The sequence below is a fragment of the Streptomyces sp. JHA26 genome (assembly GCF_002005565.1).
In the GTDB taxonomy this organism is placed as follows: Bacteria; Actinomycetota; Actinomycetes; order Streptomycetales; family Streptomycetaceae; genus Streptomyces.
In genome coordinates this window covers 25,122-43,354 of the sequence record NZ_BDJC01000026.1, presented here as the reverse complement: position 1 = coordinate 43,354, position 18,233 = coordinate 25,122, and the positions used below count along the sequence as shown (strand labels likewise).

Below are 18,233 nucleotides of genomic sequence, written 5' to 3'. Positions count from 1 at the left end.
GCGCAGGCGGGGACTCGCCCCGCATGGTGCAAATCGGATACACGATGATGACCGAGCAGGCCGGTCCCCGTGAGCTCGTCGACCACGTGGTGCGGGCCGAGCAGGCGGGCTTCGACTTCTCGGTGACCTCGGACCACTACTTCCCGTGGCTGCGCTCGCAGGGGCACTCGCCGTACGCGTGGAGTGTGCTGGGCGCCGCGGCGCAGGCGACGTCCCGCATCCCGCTGATGACGTACGTGACGTGCCCGACGTTCCGCTACCACCCCGCGGTCGTGGCGCAGAAGGCGGCGACGATGCAACTGCTGTCCGAGGGCCGGTTCCGGCTGGGGCTCGGCTCGGGCGAGAACCTCAACGAGCACGTGGTGGGCGGCGGCTGGCCGTCCGTCGACGTGCGCCACGAGATGTTCGCGGAGGCCCTGGAGATCATCAAGGCGCTCTTCGAGGGCGGCCACGTCACCCACCACGGCACGCACTTCGACGTCGAGTCGGCCCGGCTGTGGGACCTGCCGGACAGCCCGCCGCCCATCGGCGTCGCCGTCTCCGGGGAGCGCTCCTGCAAGCTGGCGGGCGAGCACGCCGACCTGGTGATCGCCACGGAGCCCAGGCCGGATCTGCTGGAGGCGTTCGACCGGCACGGCGGCCGGGGCAAGCCGCGCGTCGGCCAGCTGCCGGTCTGCTACGACCCGGACCGGGACGCGGCGATCGAGCGCGCCCACGCCCAGTTCCGCTGGTTCGGCAGCGGCTGGAAGGTCAACTCCGAGCTGCCGCATCCGGATTCGTTCGCGGCGGCGACCCAGTTCGTCACCCCCGAGGACGTCGCGGAGTCGATCCCCTGCGGCGACGACCCCGACGCCTTCGTCGAGGCCGTACGCCCGTACGCGGAGGCCGGGTTCACCGAGATCGCCCTGGTGCAGATCGGTGGCGAGTCCCAGCCGGCGTTCCTGGACTGGTCGGAGAAGACCCTGCTGCCGGCCCTGCGCGACGCCCTGGGCTCCTGACGAGAAGGAGCCGACGAGGGAATCACCCGGTTGCCGGAGCATCTTGCGGAGGATCGGGGTACTAGAGGGCCCTACGTCTGTTCTCCCGGAGGCACCTGCCGTGAAGTCCCTCGTGCACAAGTCCCTGGTCGTGCAGCTCCAGACGGGTGAAGCCGACCGTTTCCCGGTGCTCGCCCACCTGAGCTACGACCGGGCGGACCCGTTCGCGCTCACCGTGGTGTTCAGCCACGACGGCCGTGTGCTGGCCCGCTGGACGCTGGACCGGGAGATGGTGGGCGAGGGGCTCGTCCGCCCGGTCGGCGTGGGCGACGTCCGGCTGCGGCCCGAGTCGCGGGGCCTGTGGGAGGAGCTGCGCATGGAGTTCCTCGGCGACCACCGGCCCGACGGGGAACGCCACCGCGCCGTGGTCTTCCTGTGGGCGGCGGCGGTGGCCGCGTTCCTGCGCGAGACCCACGCGGTGGTCCGGCCGGGCGAGGAAGAGGTGCACGTCGACGACTTCCTGGCGGACCTCATGGCCGACGGCTGAGCGGACGCGGCACACCCCCTCGGCGCGGCTCCCCGGCAGAGGGCCGCGCCGTCAGCGTGAGGCGTGGCGGTACCGGGTCCACAGGGGGATCCCGAACCAGCACAGCAGGTACCACAGCACCACGCCGGCGACCAGGTAGGGAACGAAACCGTCGTGGGTCGCGACACGCAGGATCAGCAGGAGCGAGGCGGTCGTGGTGGCCAGCAGCAGCACCAGCCCGAGCAGGGTCAGCCGGGAGGCCCACCGCACCGCATGGGGTTTCACGCGCCGCCCGGAGACGAGGCGGTGCAGGGACACCGGCCCGATCAGGGCGCCGGTGGTCACGGCCCCGAGGACGACCGTCACCAGGTAGATCGTCCGGTCCGTGTCCGACAGGTCGTCGTACTTCGGGGTGAACACGACGGTGAGCAGGAAGCCGAAGAGGATCTGCACGCCCATCTGCGCGACGCGGACCTCCTGGATCAGCTCCGTCCACATCCGGTCCGCGCGCTCGTCCTCCGTCTCGTCGCGCCCCTTGCGCCGGTCCGGGTCCCCCGTCGTGTCCGCATCCGTGTCCGCCACTGTTCCTCCCGTCGCCGCAGTCCGGATCCCCTTCCCTCTTCCCGGGTTCCCCGCGGTCAGACACCGTGTCGTCGGCGGCGCCCGGTTTGGGCGATCGGGGGGCGGTTACACGGGCGGGACCCACACCGAGGCCGAGGAGGATGACGAAGGATGCCCGACACTCAGCTCACCCTGACGCTCAGCGGGGGCGGCATCGACGACGCGCGGGCGGTCGTCCGCGCCCTGGAGGGTGTCTTCGGGGCGCCCGACGATCTGCCGGCCGACGAGCGGGCGACGGTCCGCACCGCGACCTTCAGCTCCCCGCCCTCCCCGGAGGCGGACGCGGCACCGCCCCGGGCGGGCGCCGGGCTGTCGGCGCCCGTGACGGTCACCGTGCAGGGCACCCCGCAGGCCGTCGAGGCCGCGAGCAGGACACTGAGCGGCGCCTTCTCGACGCGGGACGAGGGCGCCTCTTCCGGCGACCAGGAGCGGGAACGACAGCTGCTCCTGGTGCCGTGAGCGGTGCGGTGAGGGGCGGCGTGCGGCCGCCGGAACGGGCTACCAGCGGCCTTCGACCTGCTCCCTGATCCGGCGGTCGTAGAGGTCGCGGATCGCCGTGAGCGTGTCGTCGGTCAGCTCCGGCAGCCGGGCGGCGTCCGTGTTGGCGCGGGCCTGCTCGGGCGAGCGGGCGCCGGGGATCACGGTGGTCACGCCGGGCTGCTGGACGATCCAGCGCAGCGCCAGCTGGGCCGGGGTGTACCCCTCGGGGGCGAGGGCGGCGAACTCGGCGGCGGCCTCCACGCCGGTGGCGAAGTCGACGCCGGAGAAGGTCTCGCCCTGGTCGAACGCCTCGCCGTGGCGGTTGAAGTTGCGGTGGTCGTTCGCGGCGAAGACCGTGTCCTTGGTGTACTTGCCGGACAGCAGGCCGGAGGCGAGCGGCACCCGGGCGATGATGCCCACGCCGGCCTCCCGGGCGGCCGGCAGGACCTCGCGCAGGGGCTTCATCCGGAACGGGTTCAGGATGATCTGCACGCTCGCCACGTTCGGCCGGGCGATGGCGGTCAGTGCCTCCTGGCAGGTCTCGACGCTGACGCCGTACGCCTTGACGCGCTCCTCCTCGACGAGGGTGTCCAGGGCGTCGAACACCTCGTCGGAGGAGTAGACCGGGGTCGGCGGGCAGTGCAGCTGGACCAGGTCCAGGACGTCGACGCCGAGGTTGCGCCGGGAACGGTCGTTCCACTCCCGGAAGTTGTCGAGGACGTAGTTCTGCGGGATCTGCTCGACGCGCCGGCCCATCTTCGTGGCGACCAGCACGTGCAGATCCGGCCTGCCGCGCAGGAAGGCCGCGATGGTCTCCTCGCTGCGGCCGTCGCCGTAGACGTCCGCGGTGTCGAAGAAGGTCACGCCCGATTCGGCCGCCGCCTCCAGTACCGCGAGGGCCTCCTTGTCGTCGACGTCTCCCCAGTCGGCTCCCAGTTGCCAGGTGCCGAGGCCGATCACCGACGCGTGCTGGTCCGACCTGTCGAAAGTGCGCTCTTCCATGCCGTCAGTCTGTCACCCGCGGCGCCCGCACCGGCCCGCGGGTCCCGCAACCGGGGGGTTCGCCGGGCGGCCGCCGGGTACCCGCGCGGTTCCGTCCGACGAACCGAAGGAGGAGACACAGCGTGTCGCAGGTCGAGGAGACCATCGAGGTCCACGTCCCGGTCCACACCGCCTACAACCAGTGGACCCAGTTCGAATCGTTCCCCGAGTTCATGAGCGGGGTGGAGCGCATCGAACAGCGCGGTGACACCCTCACCCACTGGGTGACGAGCGTGGACGGCGTCCGCCGGGAGTTCGATGCGGAGATCACCGAGCAGGTACCGGACGAACGGGTCGCGTGGACCACGGTGTCCGGCGAGGCCCGGCAGGCCGGTGCGGTCACCTTCCACCGCCTGGACGACGACCGCACCCGGGTGATGCTCCGGATGGAGTTCCAGCCGGAAGGCCTCGTCGAGAAGGTCGGTGACAAGCTCGGGGTCGTGCAGCGCCAGACCAAGGGCGACCTGGAGCGGTTCAAGCGGTTCATCGAGGAACGCGGCCGGGAGACCGGCGGCTGGCGCGGCACCGTCGGGTGAGCCGCGCGTCCGGCCGGGGCTACCCGGCCGCCGCCGTGCGGCACTCCGGGTGACCCCAGCCCTGGTCGTTCTTGGCGATCGACTCCCCGGCGGCGTACGAACGGCCGCACACGCAGCGCCCGGGGAACTTCGCCTTGATGGTGCGCGCGGAGGCACCACCGCCCTTGCGGGCCGTACCCGGCCCGCGACGCGGTGCCTTCCTCGCCGCCGGGACGGCCGGCGCGGGCGGCGGCTCGGGGGAACCGAGGCCGCTGCCCGCGGGCTCCTGGACGGTGGCCGCCTGGCTGGCGGCGCGGTCGGCGAAGTCGTTGAGCCGGTCGCCGTCGACCTGGTGGGCGGGCACGTAGCGGAACTCGACCGAGCGGCCGTCCAGCAGCTCGTCGATGCGCACGACCAGTTCCTGGTTGGCGACCGGCTTGCCGGCGGCGGTCTTCCAGCCGTTGCGCTTCCAGCCGGGCAACCAGGTGGTGACGGCCTTCATGGCGTACTGGGAGTCCATGCGGACCTCCAGCGGCACGTCCGGGTCGGTCGACGCCAGCAGCCTCTCCAGCGCGGTGAGTTCGGCGACGTTGTTGGTGGCCCGGCCGAGCGGTCCCGCCTCCCAGCGGGCCGGGGCCTCCGACGCGTCGGCCACCACCCAGGCCCAGCCAGCCGGACCCGGGTTTCCCTTCGAAGCCCCGTCGCACGCGGCCACCACACGTTCACGCATGGCCCCGATCATGCCATGGCCCGTCCGGGCGCCCGGACGGGCCTCGGGAGACGGGCCCGAGGTTCGGTATCTCCCCCCGGGGTCCTCGTGGCGTCGATCACGGAGGGGTCCGCGCCCTGCAGGCCGCCGGGCGGCGCGGAGCGGCCGAACGGGGTGTCCACGGGCCCGAGGCGCGGGAAGGGTCCGTTCCCTCACGTCGGGCATCACGGCCCGGTCCCGCGCACCGGGCGTCGCGGTCCCGGGACGGGCCGGGCGCGGGCCGCCGCGCCGGGCACGGCGGCGGGTGCCTCACTGCTCCGCGTACGCCTTCTCCAGCTCGGCGATGTCGAGCCTGCCCATCGACATCATCGCCTTGAAGGCACGGGCGGCCCTGGCCGGGTCCGGGTCGCGGAACATCTCCCCGATCCGGACCGGCACGACCTGCCACGACACCCCGTACCGGTCCTTGAGCCAGCCGCAGGGGCCGTGTTCGCCGCCGCCCTCGACGAGCCTGGCCCAGTAGTGGTCGACCTCCTCCTGGCTCTCGCACATGACCTGGAAGGAGACCGCCTCGTTGAACGTGAACTGGGGCCCGCCGTTGAGGGCGACGAACTTCTGTCCGTTGGCCGTGAAGTCGACCGTCAGGACGGCGCCGGCGGAGCCGGGGGCGCCCTCGGGATAGCGGGTGACGGCACCGATGCTCGATCCCTCGAAGACCGAGACGTAGAAGTCGGCGGCCTCTTCCGCCTGGCCGTCGAACCACAGACACGTGGTGAAGCCGTCGGTGGTCATGAGTACCTCCCGGGTGCGGGCGCGGAACGCGGTCACCACTGTCGACCGGCGCGGACCGGGGAACTCATCGGTCGCGGCGCCGGAATCTCCCGCCGGGACGGGTGAGCGCTCTGCTCACGGCGAATCTGCCGCGGGCAGAGAAATCCCCGCGGGGACCGGTCCCCCACCGAGAGTGGAGGAACCGCGGCGCACCAGCCGCCCACGACTTCCCCGACGACTCGACGAGGAGCGCCGATGTCTCCACTCATCACCGGCCCGGCGCCGGTCACGCAGCCCCGGGCGGAGGAGGGCGACACCCTCCCCACCCGGTTCGACGACCACCTGGCCGCGCAGCTGCTCGCGCAGCGCATCGTGCTGCTGGGCACACAGGTCGACGAGGTCTCCGCCAACCGGGTCTGCGCCCAGTTGCTGATCCTCTCGGCGGAGGACCCGCGCACCGACATCAGCCTGTACATCAACAGCCCCGGCGGCTCCGTGCACGCGGGGCTCGCCATCTACGACACGATGCGGCTGATCCCCAACGACGTCTCGACGCTCGCCATGGGGTTCGCGGCCAGCATGGGGCAGTTCCTGCTCAGCGTCGGCACGGCGGGCAAGCGGTACGCCCTGCCGAACGCGCGGATCATGATGCACCAGCCGTCGGCGGGCATCGGCGGCACCACGGCCGACATCGAGATCCAGGCGGACAACCTGGAGTTCACCAAGCGGACCATCGAACGGATCACCGCCGAGCACACCGGCCAGAGCCCGGAGACGATCTCCCGGGACGGTGACCGCGACCGCTGGTTCACGGCCGAGGAGGCCAGGGAGTACGGCATGGTCGACCAGGTCGTCCAGTCCCTCGCGGACGTCCGGCCGGCCGCCTCGCGACGCAGGATGGGGCTGCAGTGATGGGGAGCTACACGATTCCGAACGTCGTCGAGCGCACCCCGCAGGGCGAGCGGTCCTACGACGTGTTCAGCCGGCTGCTGTCGGAGCGGATCATCTTCCTGGGGACCGAGATCGACGACGGCGTGGCCAACGTCGTCATCGCACAGCTCCTGCACCTGGAGTCGTCGGCCCCGGAGAGCGAGATCGCGGTCTACATCAATTCCCCCGGCGGCTCGTTCACGTCGCTGATGGCGATCTACGACACGATGACGTTCGTGCAGGCGCCGATCTCGACCTTCTGCGTCGGGCAGGCGGCCTCCACGGCGGCCGTGCTGCTGGCCGGCGGGGACCCCGGGCGACGGTTCGTGCTGGAGCACGCGCGGGTGCTGCTCGGTCAGCCGGCCAGCGGTGGACGGCAGGGCACGGTCTCCGATCTGGCCCTGCAGGCCAAGGAGATGGTGCGGATCCGCTCCCAGGTCGAGGAGGTGCTGGCCCGGCACACGGGGCACGATCCGGCGACGCTGCGCGCGGACATGGACCGCGACAAGGTGTTCACCGCCGAGGAGGCCGTGGCCTACGGGCTGGCCGACGAGGTGCTCTGCCGCCGCCTCGCGAGGGTGTGAGCCGCGAGGGTGTGGGACTCCCGCCCGGCGCCCGGCGACGATCGTCGCGGGGCGCCGGGCGGGAACGTCCCGTCAGGCGGCCAGGCACATTCCGTCGTACCGGGCACCGGGGCCGCGGCCGGCGCCGATGTGCCGCGCGGTGACGCGGACCAGCTCGCCCTGGGCCCGCGCCAGCAGGTCGGCCAGGCCCATGCCGAGGGCGCCCGCCGCGGCGGCGAGGACCTCCGACGACGCCTCCTTGCGGCCGCGCTCCACCTCCGACAGGTACGGCATCGAGATGCGCGCGGCCTCCGCGACGTCCTTCAGGGTCCGTTCCTGGGCCAGGCGCTCGCGCCGCAGGACGTCACCGACCAGGTCGCGCCACAGGGGCTCTCTGACGGCGGGGCGGTCCTGGGGGCGCGCGGCCGGCGGACGCAGGGGGACGACGCGGGCTTCGTTCGGCACGTGGCTGGTCACGTCCACAGCCTAGGAGCCCGGTGGCCGGGGGGAAGGGCGCGGCGTTCCGCCCACAGGGAAATCACCGGAGGGCGATCCTCCGCATCCGGCGCGCCCGGGTGCCTCCGGCCGCTCGCGGGCATAGCCTGGAAGGACAGCCGACATCCCGCGACGACGCCGTGGTCGCCGCTTTCACGCCATCCGGAAAACCGGGGGGCGTGAACACGCCTGACCCGGGTATCCGGCAGCGGGAAGAACCTGGGGAGACGCCCAAACCGTGACGCTCGTGGGAGAGGCAATGAAGACCGCCGTGATCCGGCCGGAAGCGCAGGTCGTCGGGGAGACCACCGGGAGCGGGACGGACGACGGGTCACTGCCGGACGTCGTGGACCCGAGCGCCGTGGCCCCGCGGGACGCGCGGCAGCTGTCCCGTCAGTTCTTCCAGCGCCTGACGGAGCTCGAAGAGGGCACGCACGAGTACCAGTACGCGCGCAACACGCTGATCGAGATGAACATGTCGCTCGTGCGGTTCGCCGCCGGCCGGTTCCGCGGCCGTGGCGACGACATGGAGGACATCGTCCAGACCGGCATGATCGGCCTGATCAAGGCCATCGACCGGTTCGAGCTGTCGCGCGAGGTCGAGTTCACCTCCTTCGCGCTGCCGTACATCGTCGGCGAGATCAAGCGCTTCTTCCGTGACACCACCTGGGCGGTGCACGTGCCGCGGCGGCTGCAGGAGCTGCGCGTGGAGCTGGCCAAGGCCCGCGAGGAGCTGTCCAGCCGACTGGACCGTGAGCCCACCGTCGCCGAGCTCGCCACGCTGATGAACATCAGCGAGAAGGAGGTGGTCGAGGGCCAGATCGCGTCCAACGGCTACAACTCCTCCTCGCTGGACGCCGCGCTGACCGGGGACGGCGCCGAGAGCGGCGAGTCGGTGCTGGCCGACTTCATCGGGGTCGAGGAGGAGGGGCTGCGGCTCGTCGAGGACTTCCATGCGCTCGCCCCGCTGATGGCCGAGCTCAGCGAGCGCGACCGGCGGATCATCCACATGCGGTTCGTGGAGGAGGCCACCCAGGCGGAGATCGGCGAACAGCTCGGCTGCTCGCAGATGCACGTGTCCCGGCTGATCAAGCGGATCATCACCCGGCTGCGCGAGGGCATGCTGGGCGAGCTGGGCTGCGCCTGACACCGACGACGACGCGCCCCGGGGTTCCTCACGGCCCCGGGGCGGTCCGTTTCCCCGACGCGCCGGTCATTCGTCGGTGAGCCGCACCACCGCGCGCACGCGCTTGCCGACCGGCACCCGCTCGACGACGAGCGTCTCGGCGAGGGCGTGGACGATCTCGAGCCCGTGCCGCCCGACGCGTTCGGGATCGCGGGGGAAACGCCGGGGCACCGTACCGCTGCTGTCGTAGACGGTCACCGTCACCGTGGTCTCCGTGCCCTCCAGCTCCAGGATGTACGGCCCCTGGCTGTGCCGGTCGGCGTTGGTGACCAGTTCGCTCACCACCAGGAGCACCGCGCCGTCGGACCGCCGGCCGACCGTGGCGCACCACTCGGTCCTGAGCTGGTCGAGGAAGAGCGAGGCCAGCTGCCGCGCCTGCGCGATGCATCCGGGCTCGCCGGAGTAGTGCGCCGCCCGCCTCAGCGGTTCCACGGGTACGTCGAAGCCAGTCGGTATCACTGCCCCGTCCAGGTGTTCGATCATGCGTTTCTCTCTCGGAAGCCGGACTGGCCGGACGCTACTGCACCAGCCCTCGTACCCCGCGACCGGCCCCGCAGTCCCCCTCTTCCCGGAGTGCGGGCATCGTCACAGCCGGCCGGGGAACCCGGAGGGGGCGGGAAGGGTGTGCGATGAACGAACTGATGGGTGCGCGCAGTCTCACCACCCGGCCGGTGGTCACCCTGGGCGGGGACGCCGTCGCCCACGTCAAGGACACCGTCTTCGACTCCGCGGCCGGGCGGATCACCGGTTTCACGCTCAGCGGCCGGGGGCTGTGGTCCGGGCCGATGAAGGAAGGACTTCCCTGGTCGGCGGTGCACGCGCTCGGCCACGACGCGGTGATGGTCCGCGACCGGCGCGGCCTGGTGAGCACCGCACTGCTGACGGTGCACCGGGAGACGCTGCGGGGCCGGCTGCTGGGGGCGAACGTGGTGACGGACGCGGGCACCGAGGTCGGCACCGTGCTCGACGTCGTGGTGGAGGGCGGCACCGGCGGGCGTGTCGTCGGCTTCCGGGTGGCGGCGAGCAGGCGGTTCGCGCCCGGCCCGGCCCGTCACCGGCGCAAGGTGTACGTGGCGCGGGGACAGACGCTGACGGTCGCCGGCCGGGCGCTCGTCCTCCCCCTGGACGCCGTGCGGCACGTGGCCGACGACCTGTCGGGTTTCACGGCCCTGCTCGGCGGTGTGCCCGGCAGCTGGAGGGGCTCGCTGTCGTGATGCTGTTCTCCGAGGTGCGGGGCCTGCCCGTGCTGGATCAGGACGGGGACCGCAGGCTGGGCGCCGTGACGTCCCTGACGGTCGACGCCTCCTCCGGCGTGGTCAGCCACGTCCGGTACCGCGCCGGCCGCCTGCGCGGGGAGACCGTGCTGCCCTGGGAGGCGGTGCGGTCGCTCGGCCCCGGGGCGCTCCGGGTGGGTCCGGGGACCGCACCGGACGTGGTGCCGCCCGGTCACGACCTGCTGGGCCGTCGGGTCCTGACCGAGGCGGGCGTCGAGCACGGCACGGTGCTGGACGTGGCGTTCGATCCGCACAGCGGCCGCGTCCTGGCGCTGTTCACCACGCGGGGCGAGCTGCCGGCCGGCCGCATGACGGGCCTCGGCGACCACGCGCTCGTCGTCCGGGCGGGCTGAGCCCGGACGGCCGGATGCGGGCCGACGCGGACGGACCCGCCGGGAGGGCGCGGCGCGCGGATGCTGCTTAGCGTGGTCGCGTGAGCTCACGAACCCCCTCCGGTCCGGCGGCGGCCCGCCCCGGCTGGGCTCAGGCCCTCGCCACGGTGCTGGCCGGGCTGGTCGCCATGGGAGCCGTGGCCGCGTTCGGGCTGTGGGCGGCCGGCGCGGCGGACCTGCCCGACAACGCCTTCCCCCGGGTCGTCACGGCGACGGTCGTCGCCGCCGCGGGCGGTTCGCTGGAGCTTTCCGGGGACGTCGGCGGGCTCGCCGGCACCGACGCGGGGCTGACCGTGATGCCGCTGTCCGTCACCCTGGCCGGGGCGCTGGTGATCGCCGCGGGGTTCCTGCGTCCGCTGCGCCACCGGGCGGCCGCCGGCGCCGGGGAGCTGGCCGGCTGGGCCGGCCGCATCGCCGTGCCGTGGCTGCTCGCCCTGGTCGGGCTGGCCCTCGCCTCGCGGCAGACCTTCGAGGTGTCGCTCGGGGAGGGCGTGCTCGACGACCTCGGGGACCTGTTCGGCATCACACCGCGGATCGGCTTCACCACGGACGTGCCGCTGACCGTGCTGTTCGGACTGCTGTGGCTGGCGGGTGTGCTGGTGCTGGCCCTGCTGGTGTCGCGCGGGACGCCGCTGCCGGGCCGGCTGTCGCGCTTTCGGGCGTCGGTGCGGCCGGTGGCGTACGCGATGGTGACGCTGCTGCTCGCGTACGTGGTCGCCGGTGTCGTCGTGGGCCTGGTCGTCACCGGGACGCGGGGGCACCCGGCGGACACCTTCGCCGTGCTGCTGCTCGGTCTGCCGAACCTGGCGTGGCCCGCGCTCACCATCGGCCTCGGCGCCGCCTGGAACGGGCGGGTGGAGGGGCCGTTCGGGCTGCCGATGCCGCAGGTGCTCGACGAGGTGCTGCGCACACCGGACGTCTCCACGGTGGATCTGGGCACGCTCACCGAGCGGGACGGGCGGATGTGGTGGCTCCTGGTCGCGGCCGTGGTGCTGCTGCCGGCCGCCGGGTGCCTGGCGGCGGCCCGGTCCCCGGCCGGGACGCCGGCCTGGCGGCACGCCGTGCACATGGCGGTCGCGCTGGCGCTCACGGTGCTCATGATCTGCGCGGTGGGCCGGATCTCCGCGTACTACGGCCTGTCGGTGCTCGGCATCGGGGACCTGGGCGGAGGGCTGTCCGGGCGGCTGTTCCTGCGCGCGCGGCTGTGGGGCGCGGTCGGCCTCGCCCTGCTGTGGGGTCTGGTCGCCGGGTTCCTCGGCGCGCTGCTCGTGCGAGGGGTGCGCGGCAGTGGTGGCGCGGCCCGGGGGCGTCCGGTCTAGGGCTCTGCCGCCGTACGCGGGCTCAGGCGACGGGGACGACCAGCGGCGGGGCGGCACGCTGCATGCGCAGGGCGTCGACGGACTCGGCCAGCAGTTCGTACTCGGTGGTGTCGTCGCTGGTGGCGATGCGCACCAGGCGCCCTGCGGCCAGCTCGTCGGCGACCAGCTCCTGCTGGACGACGTCCGCGCACCACACGCGCAGGACGCGCGGCACGTCGGGAGCGTCGTCGGCGACCGGGGTCAGGGCGCCGCGCGGTAAGTGGGGGGAGTCGGGCTGCGGGTCCAGGCGCTCGGCGATCCAGGACGCGCGGTCGCGCAGCCACCACAGGGCCAGGGCGAGCGTGGGAGCCCGGTAGGTGCCCAGGGGTACGCCGACGCGCCGACCGTCGCAGACGCCGTAGGCGGTGACATGGCACAGGAACTCGTCGTGCACTGCTCCCCTCCCCCGTCGCCCGGCCCGTCCGCCGGCCGGGCATGACGTCCGTGCGGCTCGTGTGTGCTGTGCGTGAGGACGCTGTCGCGTGGTGTGAGACGCCCTAGAGGTGAGTATGTTCACTGCTGAACCACTGTCACCATGAATTTCCGGCCAGTCTCCTGGCATATTCACGGCGGCTGTTGGCCGAAAACACGACGAGCGGACCGGTCCGCCGTCACGAGGACGCCTCCCCTCCGCCGCCCCGGGCTCGGGGTGGCGGAGGGGAGGCGCGGGACGAGGAGGGCGCCGCGGTCCCGGTCCGGGCGGCGGGGCGGGCCGAATCGGACCGGAACGCGACCGTGGCGAACGGGCGTCCTACCGGGTGACGAGGGCGTCGATCCGGGCCAGTTCGTCGGCGTCGAAGGCGAGGTTCCCGATGGCCGAGACGCTGTCCTCCAGCTGTCCCGGGCTGCTCGCGCCGACGAGGGCCGAGGTCACCCGTCCCTCGCGCAGCACCCAGGCCAGTGCCATCTGGGCCAGGGACTGGCCGCGGGACTCGGCGATCTCGTTCAGCGCGCGCAGGGTGCCGACCAGTTCCCCGGTGACCGCGTCGGAGTTCAGGAAGGGGCTGTCGCTCGCGGCGCGCGAGTCCTCGGGGATGCCGTCGAGGTAGCGTCCGGTCAGCAGGCCCTGCTCCAGCGGGGAGTAGGCGATGGAGCCGGTCTCCAGCTCGTCGAGGGCGTCCAGGAGACCGCTGGTCTCCGGGCGGCGGTCGAGCATGGAGTAGCGCGGCTGGTGGATCAGCAGCGGGGTGCCCAGGTCGGCGAGGATGCGGGCGGCCTCGCGGGTCTGCTCGGGCGAGTAGTTGGACACGCCGACGTACAGCGCCTTGCCCTGCTGCACCGCCGCGTGCAGGGCGCCCATCGTCTCCTCCAGGGGAGTCTCCGGGTCCGGTCGGTGCGAGTAGAAGATGTCGACGTACTCCAGCCCCATCCGCTCCAGGCTCCGGTCGAGCGAGGAGAGCAGGTACTTGCGCGAGCCCCACTCGCCGTACGGGCCGGGCCACATCAGGTAGCCGGCCTTGGTGGAGATCACCAGCTCGTCGCGGTACGGCGCGAAGTCGGCCTTCAGGGCCTCGCCGAGGGCGGACTCGGCGGCGCCGGGCGGCGGGCCGTAGTTGTTGGCGAGGTCGAAGTGGGTGACACCGAGGTCGAAGGCGCGGCGCAGGATGGCGCGCTGGGTCTCGACGGGGCGGTCCGGGCCGAAGTTGTGCCACAGGCCGAGCGAGATCGCGGGGAGCTTCAGGCCGCTGCGTCCGGTGCGCCGGTAGGGCATCTCCGCGTAGCGGTCGGGGTGTGCGGTGTACAACGCGACTCCAGTGGGGTTGGCACCCGGGGTGCGGGTGTGTGCGGAACCGTGTCCCACTCTGCCGTGACCTGCGTGCAGTGGTCCAACAGAAGAATCCGATGGGATTGTGCGCCTACGCTTCTCAGTCATGGAACTGCGTCATCTCCAGCACTTCGTGGCGGTCGCCGAGGACCAGCACTTCACCCGGGCGGCGGAACGGCTGCTGGTGTCCCAGTCCGGCCTGTCCGCGTCCATCCGGGCCCTGGAGCGGGAGCTGCGGGCGCCGCTGTTCGTGCGCACGACGCGCCGCGTGACGCTGACCGAGGCCGGACGGGCGCTGCTGGGCGAGGCCCGGCGCGTCCTGGCACAGGTGCGGTCGGCGCACGAGGCGGTCGCCGCGGTGCAGGGGGTGCTGCGCGGGACCCTGTCGCTGGGCACCGAGCAGTGCATCGCCGGGGTGCCGGTGGCGGGGCTGCTGGCCGCGTTCCGGCGCCGGCATCCGGACGTGGAGATCCGGCTGCGGCAGGCGGGTTCCGGGGAGCTGGCGGAGGAGGTCGCGGCCGGGCGGCTGGACCTCGCCTTCGCCTACCGGACGCAGGCGGACACGGACCAGCTGCGATCGGTCTCGCTGGCGGGCGAGCCGATGACCGTCCTGTGCCACCCCGGCCACCGTCTGGCGCGCGGCGGCGCGGCGCTGAGCCCGCACGATCTCGCCGACGAGGTCTTCGTCGACTTCCACCCGGACTGGGGCCCGCGCCGCGTCACCGACGCGGCCTTCGCCGCGGCCGGCGTGCGGCGGACCGTCGCGCTGGAGGTCAACGACGTCCACGGGCTGCTCGACCTGCTCGACGAGAACCTGGGCATCGCGGTCGTGCCGCGCCACTTCCGGCACAAGCGGGCCTCGCTCACCTCGCTGCCGCTGGGGGACGGCGACGAGACGGCCTACGAGACCATCGCCCTGCTGCCGCCCGCCGAGGCCACCAGCCCCGCGGCGCGGGCGCTGATGGGGCTGCTGGAAACGGGGGGCGCGTGAGGGCGGACTGCGCGAGGGTGGACCCATGCATGCGAAGGACATCCTCATCGAGGGCTACGGCCGCATCCAGGAAGAAGTCCACGCCGCCGTCGAGGGCCTGGGGCCCGACGGCCTGAACACCCGTCCCGCCGACGACGCCAACTCCGTCGCCTGGCTGGTCTGGCACCTCACCCGGGTGCAGGACGACCACGTCGCGGACGCCTTCGGGCTCGACCAGGTGTGGCTGGCCCGGGATTGGGAGAAGCGCTTCGGGCTGGACCTGCCCCGCCGCGACACCGGGTACGGTCACGGTCCGGCGAAGGTCGCCGAGGTGCGGGTCGACTCGGCCGACCTGCTGACCGGCTACTACGACGCCGTCCACGAGCAGACGCTCGGCGCCCTGCGTTCCCTGACCGCGGGGGACCTGGAGCGGATCGTGGACGAGAACTGGGATCCGCCGGTCACGCTGGGCGTGCGGCTGGTCAGCGTCCTGTCCGACGATCTCCAGCACGTCGGACAGGCCGCCTATGTGCGCGGGCTCGTTCAGAGCGCCGCGGCGTAACCCGGCAGGACGACGTCCTCGATCAGGGCCTTGCGCTCGTCGAAGGGGATGAAGGCGCTCTTGAGGGCGTTCACCGTGACCGTGCGCAGGTCCGCGACCGTCCAGCCCGCCTGCTCGACGAGGAGGGACATCTCGCGGGTCATCGTCGTGCCCGACACCAGACGGTTGTCGGTGTTGAGGGTGACGCGGAAGCCGAGGTCCTTGAGCGCCGTGATCGGGTGCTCGGCGATGGAGGGGGCGGCGCCGGTCTGGAGGTTGGAGGTCGGGCACATCTCCAGGGCGATGCGGCGGTCGCGGACCCAGGAGGCGAGGCGGCCGAGCTTGCCCGCCGCGAGGTCGGGGATGTCGTCGGTGATGCGCACCCCGTGACCGATGCGCTGGGCGCCGCACACCTGGAGGGCCTGGTGGATGCTGGGCAGCCCGTGGGCCTCGCCGGCGTGGATGGTGAAGGGCACGTTCTCGCGGCGCAGGTGCTCGAAGGCGTCGAGGTGGTCGGCGGGCGGGAAGCCGTCCTCGGCCCCGGCGATGTCGAAGCCGACGACGCCCGCGTCCCGGAAGGCGACCGCGAGGTCGGCGGTCGCGCGGGTGCGGTCGAACATCCGCATGCCGCACAGCAGGGTCCCGACGCGGACCGGCGTCCCCGCCGCCGCGGCCTTGGCCATGCCGGCGGCCAGGCCCTCCTGGACGGTCTCCACGACCTCGGCGAGGCTCAGCCCGCCGTTCGTCATCAGCTCGGGGGCGTAGCGGACCTCGCCGTAGACGACGCCGTCGGCGGCGAGGTCGAGGACGTACTCCTCGGCCGTGCGCAGCAGTCCCTCGCGGTTCTGCATCACGGCGAGGGTGTGCTCGAAGGTGGCGATGTAGCGCACCAGGTCACCGGAGTTGGCGGCCTCGTAGTACCAGGCGGCCAGCTCGTCGGGGTCGGTGGTGGGCAGGGTGTGGCCGACGGACTCGGCCAGCTCCACCACGGTCGCGGGGCGCAGGCCGCCGTCGAGGTGGTCGTGCAGCACCGCCTTGGGGAGGCGACGGAGGGTGTCGGCGTCTATGCGCGTAGATGACATGTGCGGTGGTTCCTCGGCAGGGTCTGTGCGGAAAGGGGGGCGGGTCAGGCGGCGGGCTGGAGCAGGTCCCAGCGGTTGCCGTACAGGTCCTGGAAGACGGCGACCGAGCCGTAGGGCTCGTGCCGGGGCTCCTCCAGGAAGGTCACACCGGCCGCGGTCATGCGGGCGTGGTCGCGGGCGAAGTCGTCGGTGTGCAGGAAGAAGCCGACGCGCCCGCCCGTCTGGTCGCCGACCCTGGCGCGCTGGTCCTCCCCCTTCGCCCGGGCCAGCAGCAGGGCGGTGCCCCGCGTCGAAGTGCCCGGGCCCCCGGGCTCGACGACGACCCAGCGGGAGCCGTCGGGCCGGGGGGTGTCCTCGGCGAGCCGGAATCCGAGGGCCTCGGTGTAGAAGCGGATCGCCTCGTCGTAGTCGTCGACGACGAGGGTGACCAGGGCGATGCGTGTCATCGGGACCTTCCGGGACGGGTGATTGACGGGAGAGGTTATACGTAAAACCCGTCGCGGCGCCAGTCTCCGGTCCTACGTTCCGGGCCCGAGGTGCGAGCGCGACCCCGTCCACTACCGTCACGGCCATGAAGATCACCGCACCGCCGCGCGAGCCCGGTCGCCGCAAGCAGGACGTGTTGGACCGCCTGGAACGGGAGGAGGACGTCTGGGTGGCCACGGCGGACGCCGCCGGGCTGCCGTGCATGGTTCCCCTGTGGTTCGCCTGGGACGGGGAGTCGGCCTGGCTGTGCACGCGGCTCACCAACCCGACCGGTCGCAACCTGCGGGACGGCGGCCGGGCCCGGCTGGCGTTCGGGCACACCCGGGACGTCGTGCTGGTCGACGGCGAGGTGGAGACGTTCGGCCTGCGGGAGGCTCCGGCCGCGGCGGCCGAGGCGTTCCTCGCGAAGACCGGCTGGGACCCGCGCGAGGACGGCGCCTCGTACGCCTGGTTCCGGGTGCGCCCGCTCGCGGTGCAGGCGTGGCACGGGCAGCGCGAGCTGAAGCAGCGGCACATCATGCGGGACGGCGCCTGGACCGTCTAGGCGTGCTGTCCGGATCGGGACGGCTCCGGGCGACGCCGCACGCACCGGACCCCGCGGCCCCGGCAGGACCCGGACGACGCCCCTGGCGCGTCAGCCCTTCCGGGCGCCGTCGAGTCGCGCCAGGTCCTCGTCGGTCAGGCGCAGGGCGCCCGCGGCCACGTTCTCGGCGAGGTGGCCGGGGTCGCCGGTGCCGGGGATGGCGAGGACGTTCGGGCCCTGGTGCAGCGTCCAGGCGATCCTGACCTGCGCGGGACTCGCGCCGTGGGCGTCGGCGACGGCGCGGACCTCCTCCTCGTGCGCGGTGCCGGCGCCCCGCGGCCCGGCCTCGCCGGCGATGGCGTAGAAGGGCACGAAGGCGATGCCCTGCTCCCGGCACACGGCGAGGACCTCGTCGGCGGCGGGATCGTGGAAGCCGAGGCCGTAGCGGTTCTGGACGCAGACCACGGGCGCGATGGCCTGGGCCTCGGCGAGGTGGCGGGGCTCGACGTCGGAGAGGCCGAGGTGGCGGATCAGGCCCGCTTCGCGCAGCTCGGCGAGGGCGCCGAAGTGTTCGGCTATCGAGTCCTGCCGCATCCGGCGCAGGTTGACGACGTCGAGGTGGTCCCGGCCGAGCTGGCGCAGGTTCTCCTCGACGTGGGCGCGCAGGTCCTCGGGGCGGGCGGAGGTGCCCCACTCCCCCGACCAGTCGCGGTACGGGCCGACCTTGGTGACGATCACGAGGTCGTCGGGGTACGGCGCCAGCGCGCTGTTGATCAGTTCGTTGGCGGAACGCAGGGAGGAAAAGTAGAAGGCCGCGGTGTCGATGTGGTTGACGCCGAGCTCGACGGCCCGGCGCAGTACGGCGAGGGACCGTCCGCGGTCGCTCGGCGTGCCGAGGTGGAAGGCGGCGCTGCCCGTCAGCCGCATCGCGCCGAAGCCGACGCGGTTGACGGGCAGGTCGCCGAGGTTCCAGGTGCCCGCGGACTCCGCGGTGATCATTTCCGGGGTCATCGGCGGAGTCTCGCACA

The 18,233-nt window shown here is 73.0% G+C and carries 24 protein-coding genes; 13 read left to right on the top strand and 11 right to left on the bottom strand.

Features of this window, described 5'->3' with window-relative positions:
• The first annotated feature begins 23 nt into the window (after positions 1–23).
• Both JHAT_RS17670 and JHAT_RS17665 read left to right on the top strand, forming a co-directional pair.
• Positions 24–998: an LLM class F420-dependent oxidoreductase gene (locus JHAT_RS17670; RefSeq protein ID WP_077799157.1), complete on the top strand. Its 975-nt coding sequence runs from the start codon at positions 24–26 to the stop codon at positions 996–998.
• A 100-nt stretch (positions 999–1,098) separates the two neighbouring features.
• Positions 1,099–1,524: an SsgA family sporulation/cell division regulator gene (locus JHAT_RS17665; protein ID WP_077799156.1), complete on the top strand. Its 426-nt coding sequence runs from the start codon at positions 1,099–1,101 to the stop codon at positions 1,522–1,524.
• 51 nt (positions 1,525–1,575) lie between these two features.
• Here JHAT_RS17665 and JHAT_RS17660 read toward each other — a convergent pair whose 3' ends face one another.
• The gene (locus JHAT_RS17660; RefSeq protein ID WP_077799155.1) at positions 1,576–2,085 is read right to left on the bottom strand and encodes a DUF6328 family protein; all 510 of its coding nucleotides are present in this window, start codon (positions 2,083–2,085) and stop codon (positions 1,576–1,578) included.
• Between the two features lie 150 nt (positions 2,086–2,235).
• On the opposite strand from JHAT_RS17660, the gene JHAT_RS17655 reads away from it, so the two are divergent.
• Complete coding sequence (locus JHAT_RS17655; protein WP_077799154.1) at positions 2,236–2,583, top strand: hypothetical protein; 348 nt, start codon at positions 2,236–2,238, stop codon at positions 2,581–2,583.
• 39 nt (positions 2,584–2,622) lie between these two features.
• Here the strand turns inward: JHAT_RS17655 and JHAT_RS17650 are convergent, their stop codons facing one another.
• Positions 2,623–3,606 (bottom strand): aldo/keto reductase, encoded by a 984-nt coding sequence (locus tag JHAT_RS17650; protein ID WP_077799153.1) that lies wholly within the window; start codon positions 3,604–3,606, stop codon positions 2,623–2,625.
• Between the two features lie 122 nt (positions 3,607–3,728).
• Between JHAT_RS17650 and JHAT_RS17645 the strand changes: the two genes are divergently transcribed.
• Positions 3,729–4,181, top strand: coding sequence for an SRPBCC family protein (locus JHAT_RS17645; protein WP_077799152.1), 453 nt, complete (start codon positions 3,729–3,731; stop codon positions 4,179–4,181).
• Positions 4,182–4,200: 19 nt separating this feature from the next.
• Here the strand turns inward: JHAT_RS17645 and JHAT_RS17640 are convergent, their stop codons facing one another.
• Positions 4,201–4,902, bottom strand: coding sequence for a ribonuclease H (locus JHAT_RS17640; RefSeq protein WP_077799151.1), 702 nt, complete (start codon positions 4,900–4,902; stop codon positions 4,201–4,203).
• A gap of 276 nt (positions 4,903–5,178) precedes the next feature.
• The gene (locus tag JHAT_RS17635; protein ID WP_077799200.1) at positions 5,179–5,661 is read right to left on the bottom strand and encodes a VOC family protein; all 483 of its coding nucleotides are present in this window, start codon (positions 5,659–5,661) and stop codon (positions 5,179–5,181) included.
• Positions 5,662–5,895: 234 nt separating this feature from the next.
• Between JHAT_RS17635 and JHAT_RS17630 the strand changes: the two genes are divergently transcribed.
• Positions 5,896–6,552 carry an ATP-dependent Clp protease proteolytic subunit gene (locus JHAT_RS17630; protein ID WP_077799150.1) on the top strand — a complete coding sequence of 219 codons (657 nt, stop codon included), beginning with the start codon at positions 5,896–5,898 and terminating at the stop codon, positions 6,550–6,552.
• A complete protein-coding gene (locus JHAT_RS17625; protein ID WP_077799149.1) occupies positions 6,552–7,154 on the top strand; it encodes a ClpP family protease in 603 nt (200 codons plus the stop codon). The genes JHAT_RS17630 and JHAT_RS17625 overlap by 1 nt, the downstream gene beginning before the upstream one ends.
• A 72-nt stretch (positions 7,155–7,226) precedes the next feature.
• Here the strand turns inward: JHAT_RS17625 and JHAT_RS17620 are convergent, their stop codons facing one another.
• Positions 7,227–7,610: a helix-turn-helix domain-containing protein gene (locus tag JHAT_RS17620; protein ID WP_077799148.1), complete on the bottom strand. Its 384-nt coding sequence runs from the start codon at positions 7,608–7,610 to the stop codon at positions 7,227–7,229.
• A 277-nt stretch (positions 7,611–7,887) separates the two neighbouring features.
• Between JHAT_RS17620 and JHAT_RS17615 the strand changes: the two genes are divergently transcribed.
• Positions 7,888–8,775, top strand: a complete 888-nt coding sequence (locus JHAT_RS17615; RefSeq protein ID WP_077799147.1) for an RNA polymerase sigma factor SigF — start codon at positions 7,888–7,890, stop codon at positions 8,773–8,775.
• 66 nt (positions 8,776–8,841) lie between these two features.
• Here JHAT_RS17615 and JHAT_RS17610 read toward each other — a convergent pair whose 3' ends face one another.
• Entirely contained in the window at positions 8,842–9,297 is a 456-nt protein-coding gene (locus tag JHAT_RS17610) for an ATP-binding protein (RefSeq protein WP_077799146.1), read from the bottom strand.
• A 146-nt stretch (positions 9,298–9,443) separates the two neighbouring features.
• Between JHAT_RS17610 and JHAT_RS17605 the strand changes: the two genes are divergently transcribed.
• The 3 genes from JHAT_RS17605 (at position 9,444) to JHAT_RS17595 (ending at position 11,799) form a co-directional block, all read left to right on the top strand.
• Positions 9,444–10,028 (top strand): PRC-barrel domain-containing protein, encoded by a 585-nt coding sequence (locus JHAT_RS17605; RefSeq protein ID WP_077799145.1) that lies wholly within the window; start codon positions 9,444–9,446, stop codon positions 10,026–10,028.
• Positions 10,025–10,441, top strand: a complete 417-nt coding sequence (locus tag JHAT_RS17600) for a PRC-barrel domain-containing protein (RefSeq protein ID WP_107481955.1) — start codon at positions 10,025–10,027, stop codon at positions 10,439–10,441. Before JHAT_RS17605 ends, JHAT_RS17600 begins: the two co-directional genes overlap by 4 nt.
• An 80-nt stretch (positions 10,442–10,521) precedes the next feature.
• Positions 10,522–11,799, top strand: coding sequence for a streptophobe family protein (locus tag JHAT_RS17595; protein ID WP_171990945.1), 1,278 nt, complete (start codon positions 10,522–10,524; stop codon positions 11,797–11,799).
• A gap of 22 nt (positions 11,800–11,821) precedes the next feature.
• Here the strand turns inward: JHAT_RS17595 and JHAT_RS17590 are convergent, their stop codons facing one another.
• Both JHAT_RS17590 and mgrA read right to left on the bottom strand, forming a co-directional pair.
• A complete protein-coding gene (locus JHAT_RS17590) occupies positions 11,822–12,232 on the bottom strand; it encodes a hypothetical protein (RefSeq protein WP_077799143.1) in 411 nt (136 codons plus the stop codon).
• Between the two features lie 357 nt (positions 12,233–12,589).
• Complete coding sequence (mgrA, locus tag JHAT_RS17585) at positions 12,590–13,582, bottom strand: L-glyceraldehyde 3-phosphate reductase (RefSeq protein ID WP_077799142.1); 993 nt, start codon at positions 13,580–13,582, stop codon at positions 12,590–12,592.
• Between the two features lie 127 nt (positions 13,583–13,709).
• On the opposite strand from mgrA, the gene JHAT_RS17580 reads away from it, so the two are divergent.
• A complete protein-coding gene (locus JHAT_RS17580) occupies positions 13,710–14,594 on the top strand; it encodes a LysR substrate-binding domain-containing protein (protein WP_077799141.1) in 885 nt (294 codons plus the stop codon).
• A gap of 25 nt (positions 14,595–14,619) precedes the next feature.
• Positions 14,620–15,135 (top strand): DinB family protein, encoded by a 516-nt coding sequence (locus JHAT_RS17575; RefSeq protein ID WP_077799140.1) that lies wholly within the window; start codon positions 14,620–14,622, stop codon positions 15,133–15,135.
• Here the strand turns inward: JHAT_RS17575 and JHAT_RS17570 are convergent.
• Both JHAT_RS17570 and JHAT_RS17565 read right to left on the bottom strand, forming a co-directional pair.
• Positions 15,117–16,196, bottom strand: coding sequence for an adenosine deaminase (locus tag JHAT_RS17570; RefSeq protein WP_077799139.1), 1,080 nt, complete (start codon positions 16,194–16,196; stop codon positions 15,117–15,119). The genes JHAT_RS17575 and JHAT_RS17570 overlap by 19 nt on opposite strands.
• A 44-nt stretch (positions 16,197–16,240) precedes the next feature.
• A complete protein-coding gene (locus JHAT_RS17565; protein ID WP_077799138.1) occupies positions 16,241–16,642 on the bottom strand; it encodes a VOC family protein in 402 nt (133 codons plus the stop codon).
• A 125-nt stretch (positions 16,643–16,767) separates the two neighbouring features.
• On the opposite strand from JHAT_RS17565, the gene JHAT_RS17560 reads away from it, so the two are divergent.
• Positions 16,768–17,226 (top strand): pyridoxamine 5'-phosphate oxidase family protein, encoded by a 459-nt coding sequence (locus JHAT_RS17560; protein ID WP_077799137.1) that lies wholly within the window; start codon positions 16,768–16,770, stop codon positions 17,224–17,226.
• A gap of 90 nt (positions 17,227–17,316) precedes the next feature.
• Here JHAT_RS17560 and JHAT_RS17555 read toward each other — a convergent pair whose 3' ends face one another.
• Positions 17,317–18,216, bottom strand: coding sequence for an oxidoreductase (locus JHAT_RS17555; RefSeq protein ID WP_171990944.1), 900 nt, complete (start codon positions 18,214–18,216; stop codon positions 17,317–17,319).
• Positions 18,217–18,233: the final 17 nt, after the last annotated feature.

What these genes read in the sequence shown, in the direction of transcription:
- JHAT_RS17635 (WP_077799200.1), bottom strand. Translation starts at nt 5,661, where the DNA reads ATGACCACCGACGGCTTCACCACGTGTCTGTGGTTCGACGGCCAGGCG.
- JHAT_RS17575 (WP_077799140.1), top strand. Translation starts at nt 14,620, where the DNA reads ATGCATGCGAAGGACATCCTCATCGAGGGCTACGGCCGCATCCAGGAA.
- JHAT_RS17610 (WP_077799146.1), bottom strand. Translation starts at nt 9,297, where the DNA reads ATGATCGAACACCTGGACGGGGCAGTGATACCGACTGGCTTCGACGTA.
- JHAT_RS17640 (WP_077799151.1), bottom strand. Translation starts at nt 4,902, where the DNA reads ATGATCGGGGCCATGCGTGAACGTGTGGTGGCCGCGTGCGACGGGGCT.
- JHAT_RS17555 (WP_171990944.1), bottom strand. Translation starts at nt 18,216, where the DNA reads ATGACCCCGGAAATGATCACCGCGGAGTCCGCGGGCACCTGGAACCTC.
- JHAT_RS17605 (WP_077799145.1), top strand. Translation starts at nt 9,444, where the DNA reads ATGAACGAACTGATGGGTGCGCGCAGTCTCACCACCCGGCCGGTGGTC.
- JHAT_RS17570 (WP_077799139.1), bottom strand. Translation starts at nt 16,196, where the DNA reads ATGTCATCTACGCGCATAGACGCCGACACCCTCCGTCGCCTCCCCAAG.
- JHAT_RS17580 (WP_077799141.1), top strand. Translation starts at nt 13,710, where the DNA reads ATGGAACTGCGTCATCTCCAGCACTTCGTGGCGGTCGCCGAGGACCAG.
- JHAT_RS17650 (WP_077799153.1), bottom strand. Translation starts at nt 3,606, where the DNA reads ATGGAAGAGCGCACTTTCGACAGGTCGGACCAGCACGCGTCGGTGATC.
- JHAT_RS17615 (WP_077799147.1), top strand. Translation starts at nt 7,888, where the DNA reads ATGAAGACCGCCGTGATCCGGCCGGAAGCGCAGGTCGTCGGGGAGACC.
- JHAT_RS17560 (WP_077799137.1), top strand. Translation starts at nt 16,768, where the DNA reads ATGAAGATCACCGCACCGCCGCGCGAGCCCGGTCGCCGCAAGCAGGAC.
- JHAT_RS17630 (WP_077799150.1), top strand. Translation starts at nt 5,896, where the DNA reads ATGTCTCCACTCATCACCGGCCCGGCGCCGGTCACGCAGCCCCGGGCG.
- JHAT_RS17625 (WP_077799149.1), top strand. Translation starts at nt 6,552, where the DNA reads ATGGGGAGCTACACGATTCCGAACGTCGTCGAGCGCACCCCGCAGGGC.
- JHAT_RS17670 (WP_077799157.1), top strand. Translation starts at nt 24, where the DNA reads ATGGTGCAAATCGGATACACGATGATGACCGAGCAGGCCGGTCCCCGT.
- JHAT_RS17655 (WP_077799154.1), top strand. Translation starts at nt 2,236, where the DNA reads ATGCCCGACACTCAGCTCACCCTGACGCTCAGCGGGGGCGGCATCGAC.
- JHAT_RS17565 (WP_077799138.1), bottom strand. Translation starts at nt 16,642, where the DNA reads ATGACACGCATCGCCCTGGTCACCCTCGTCGTCGACGACTACGACGAG.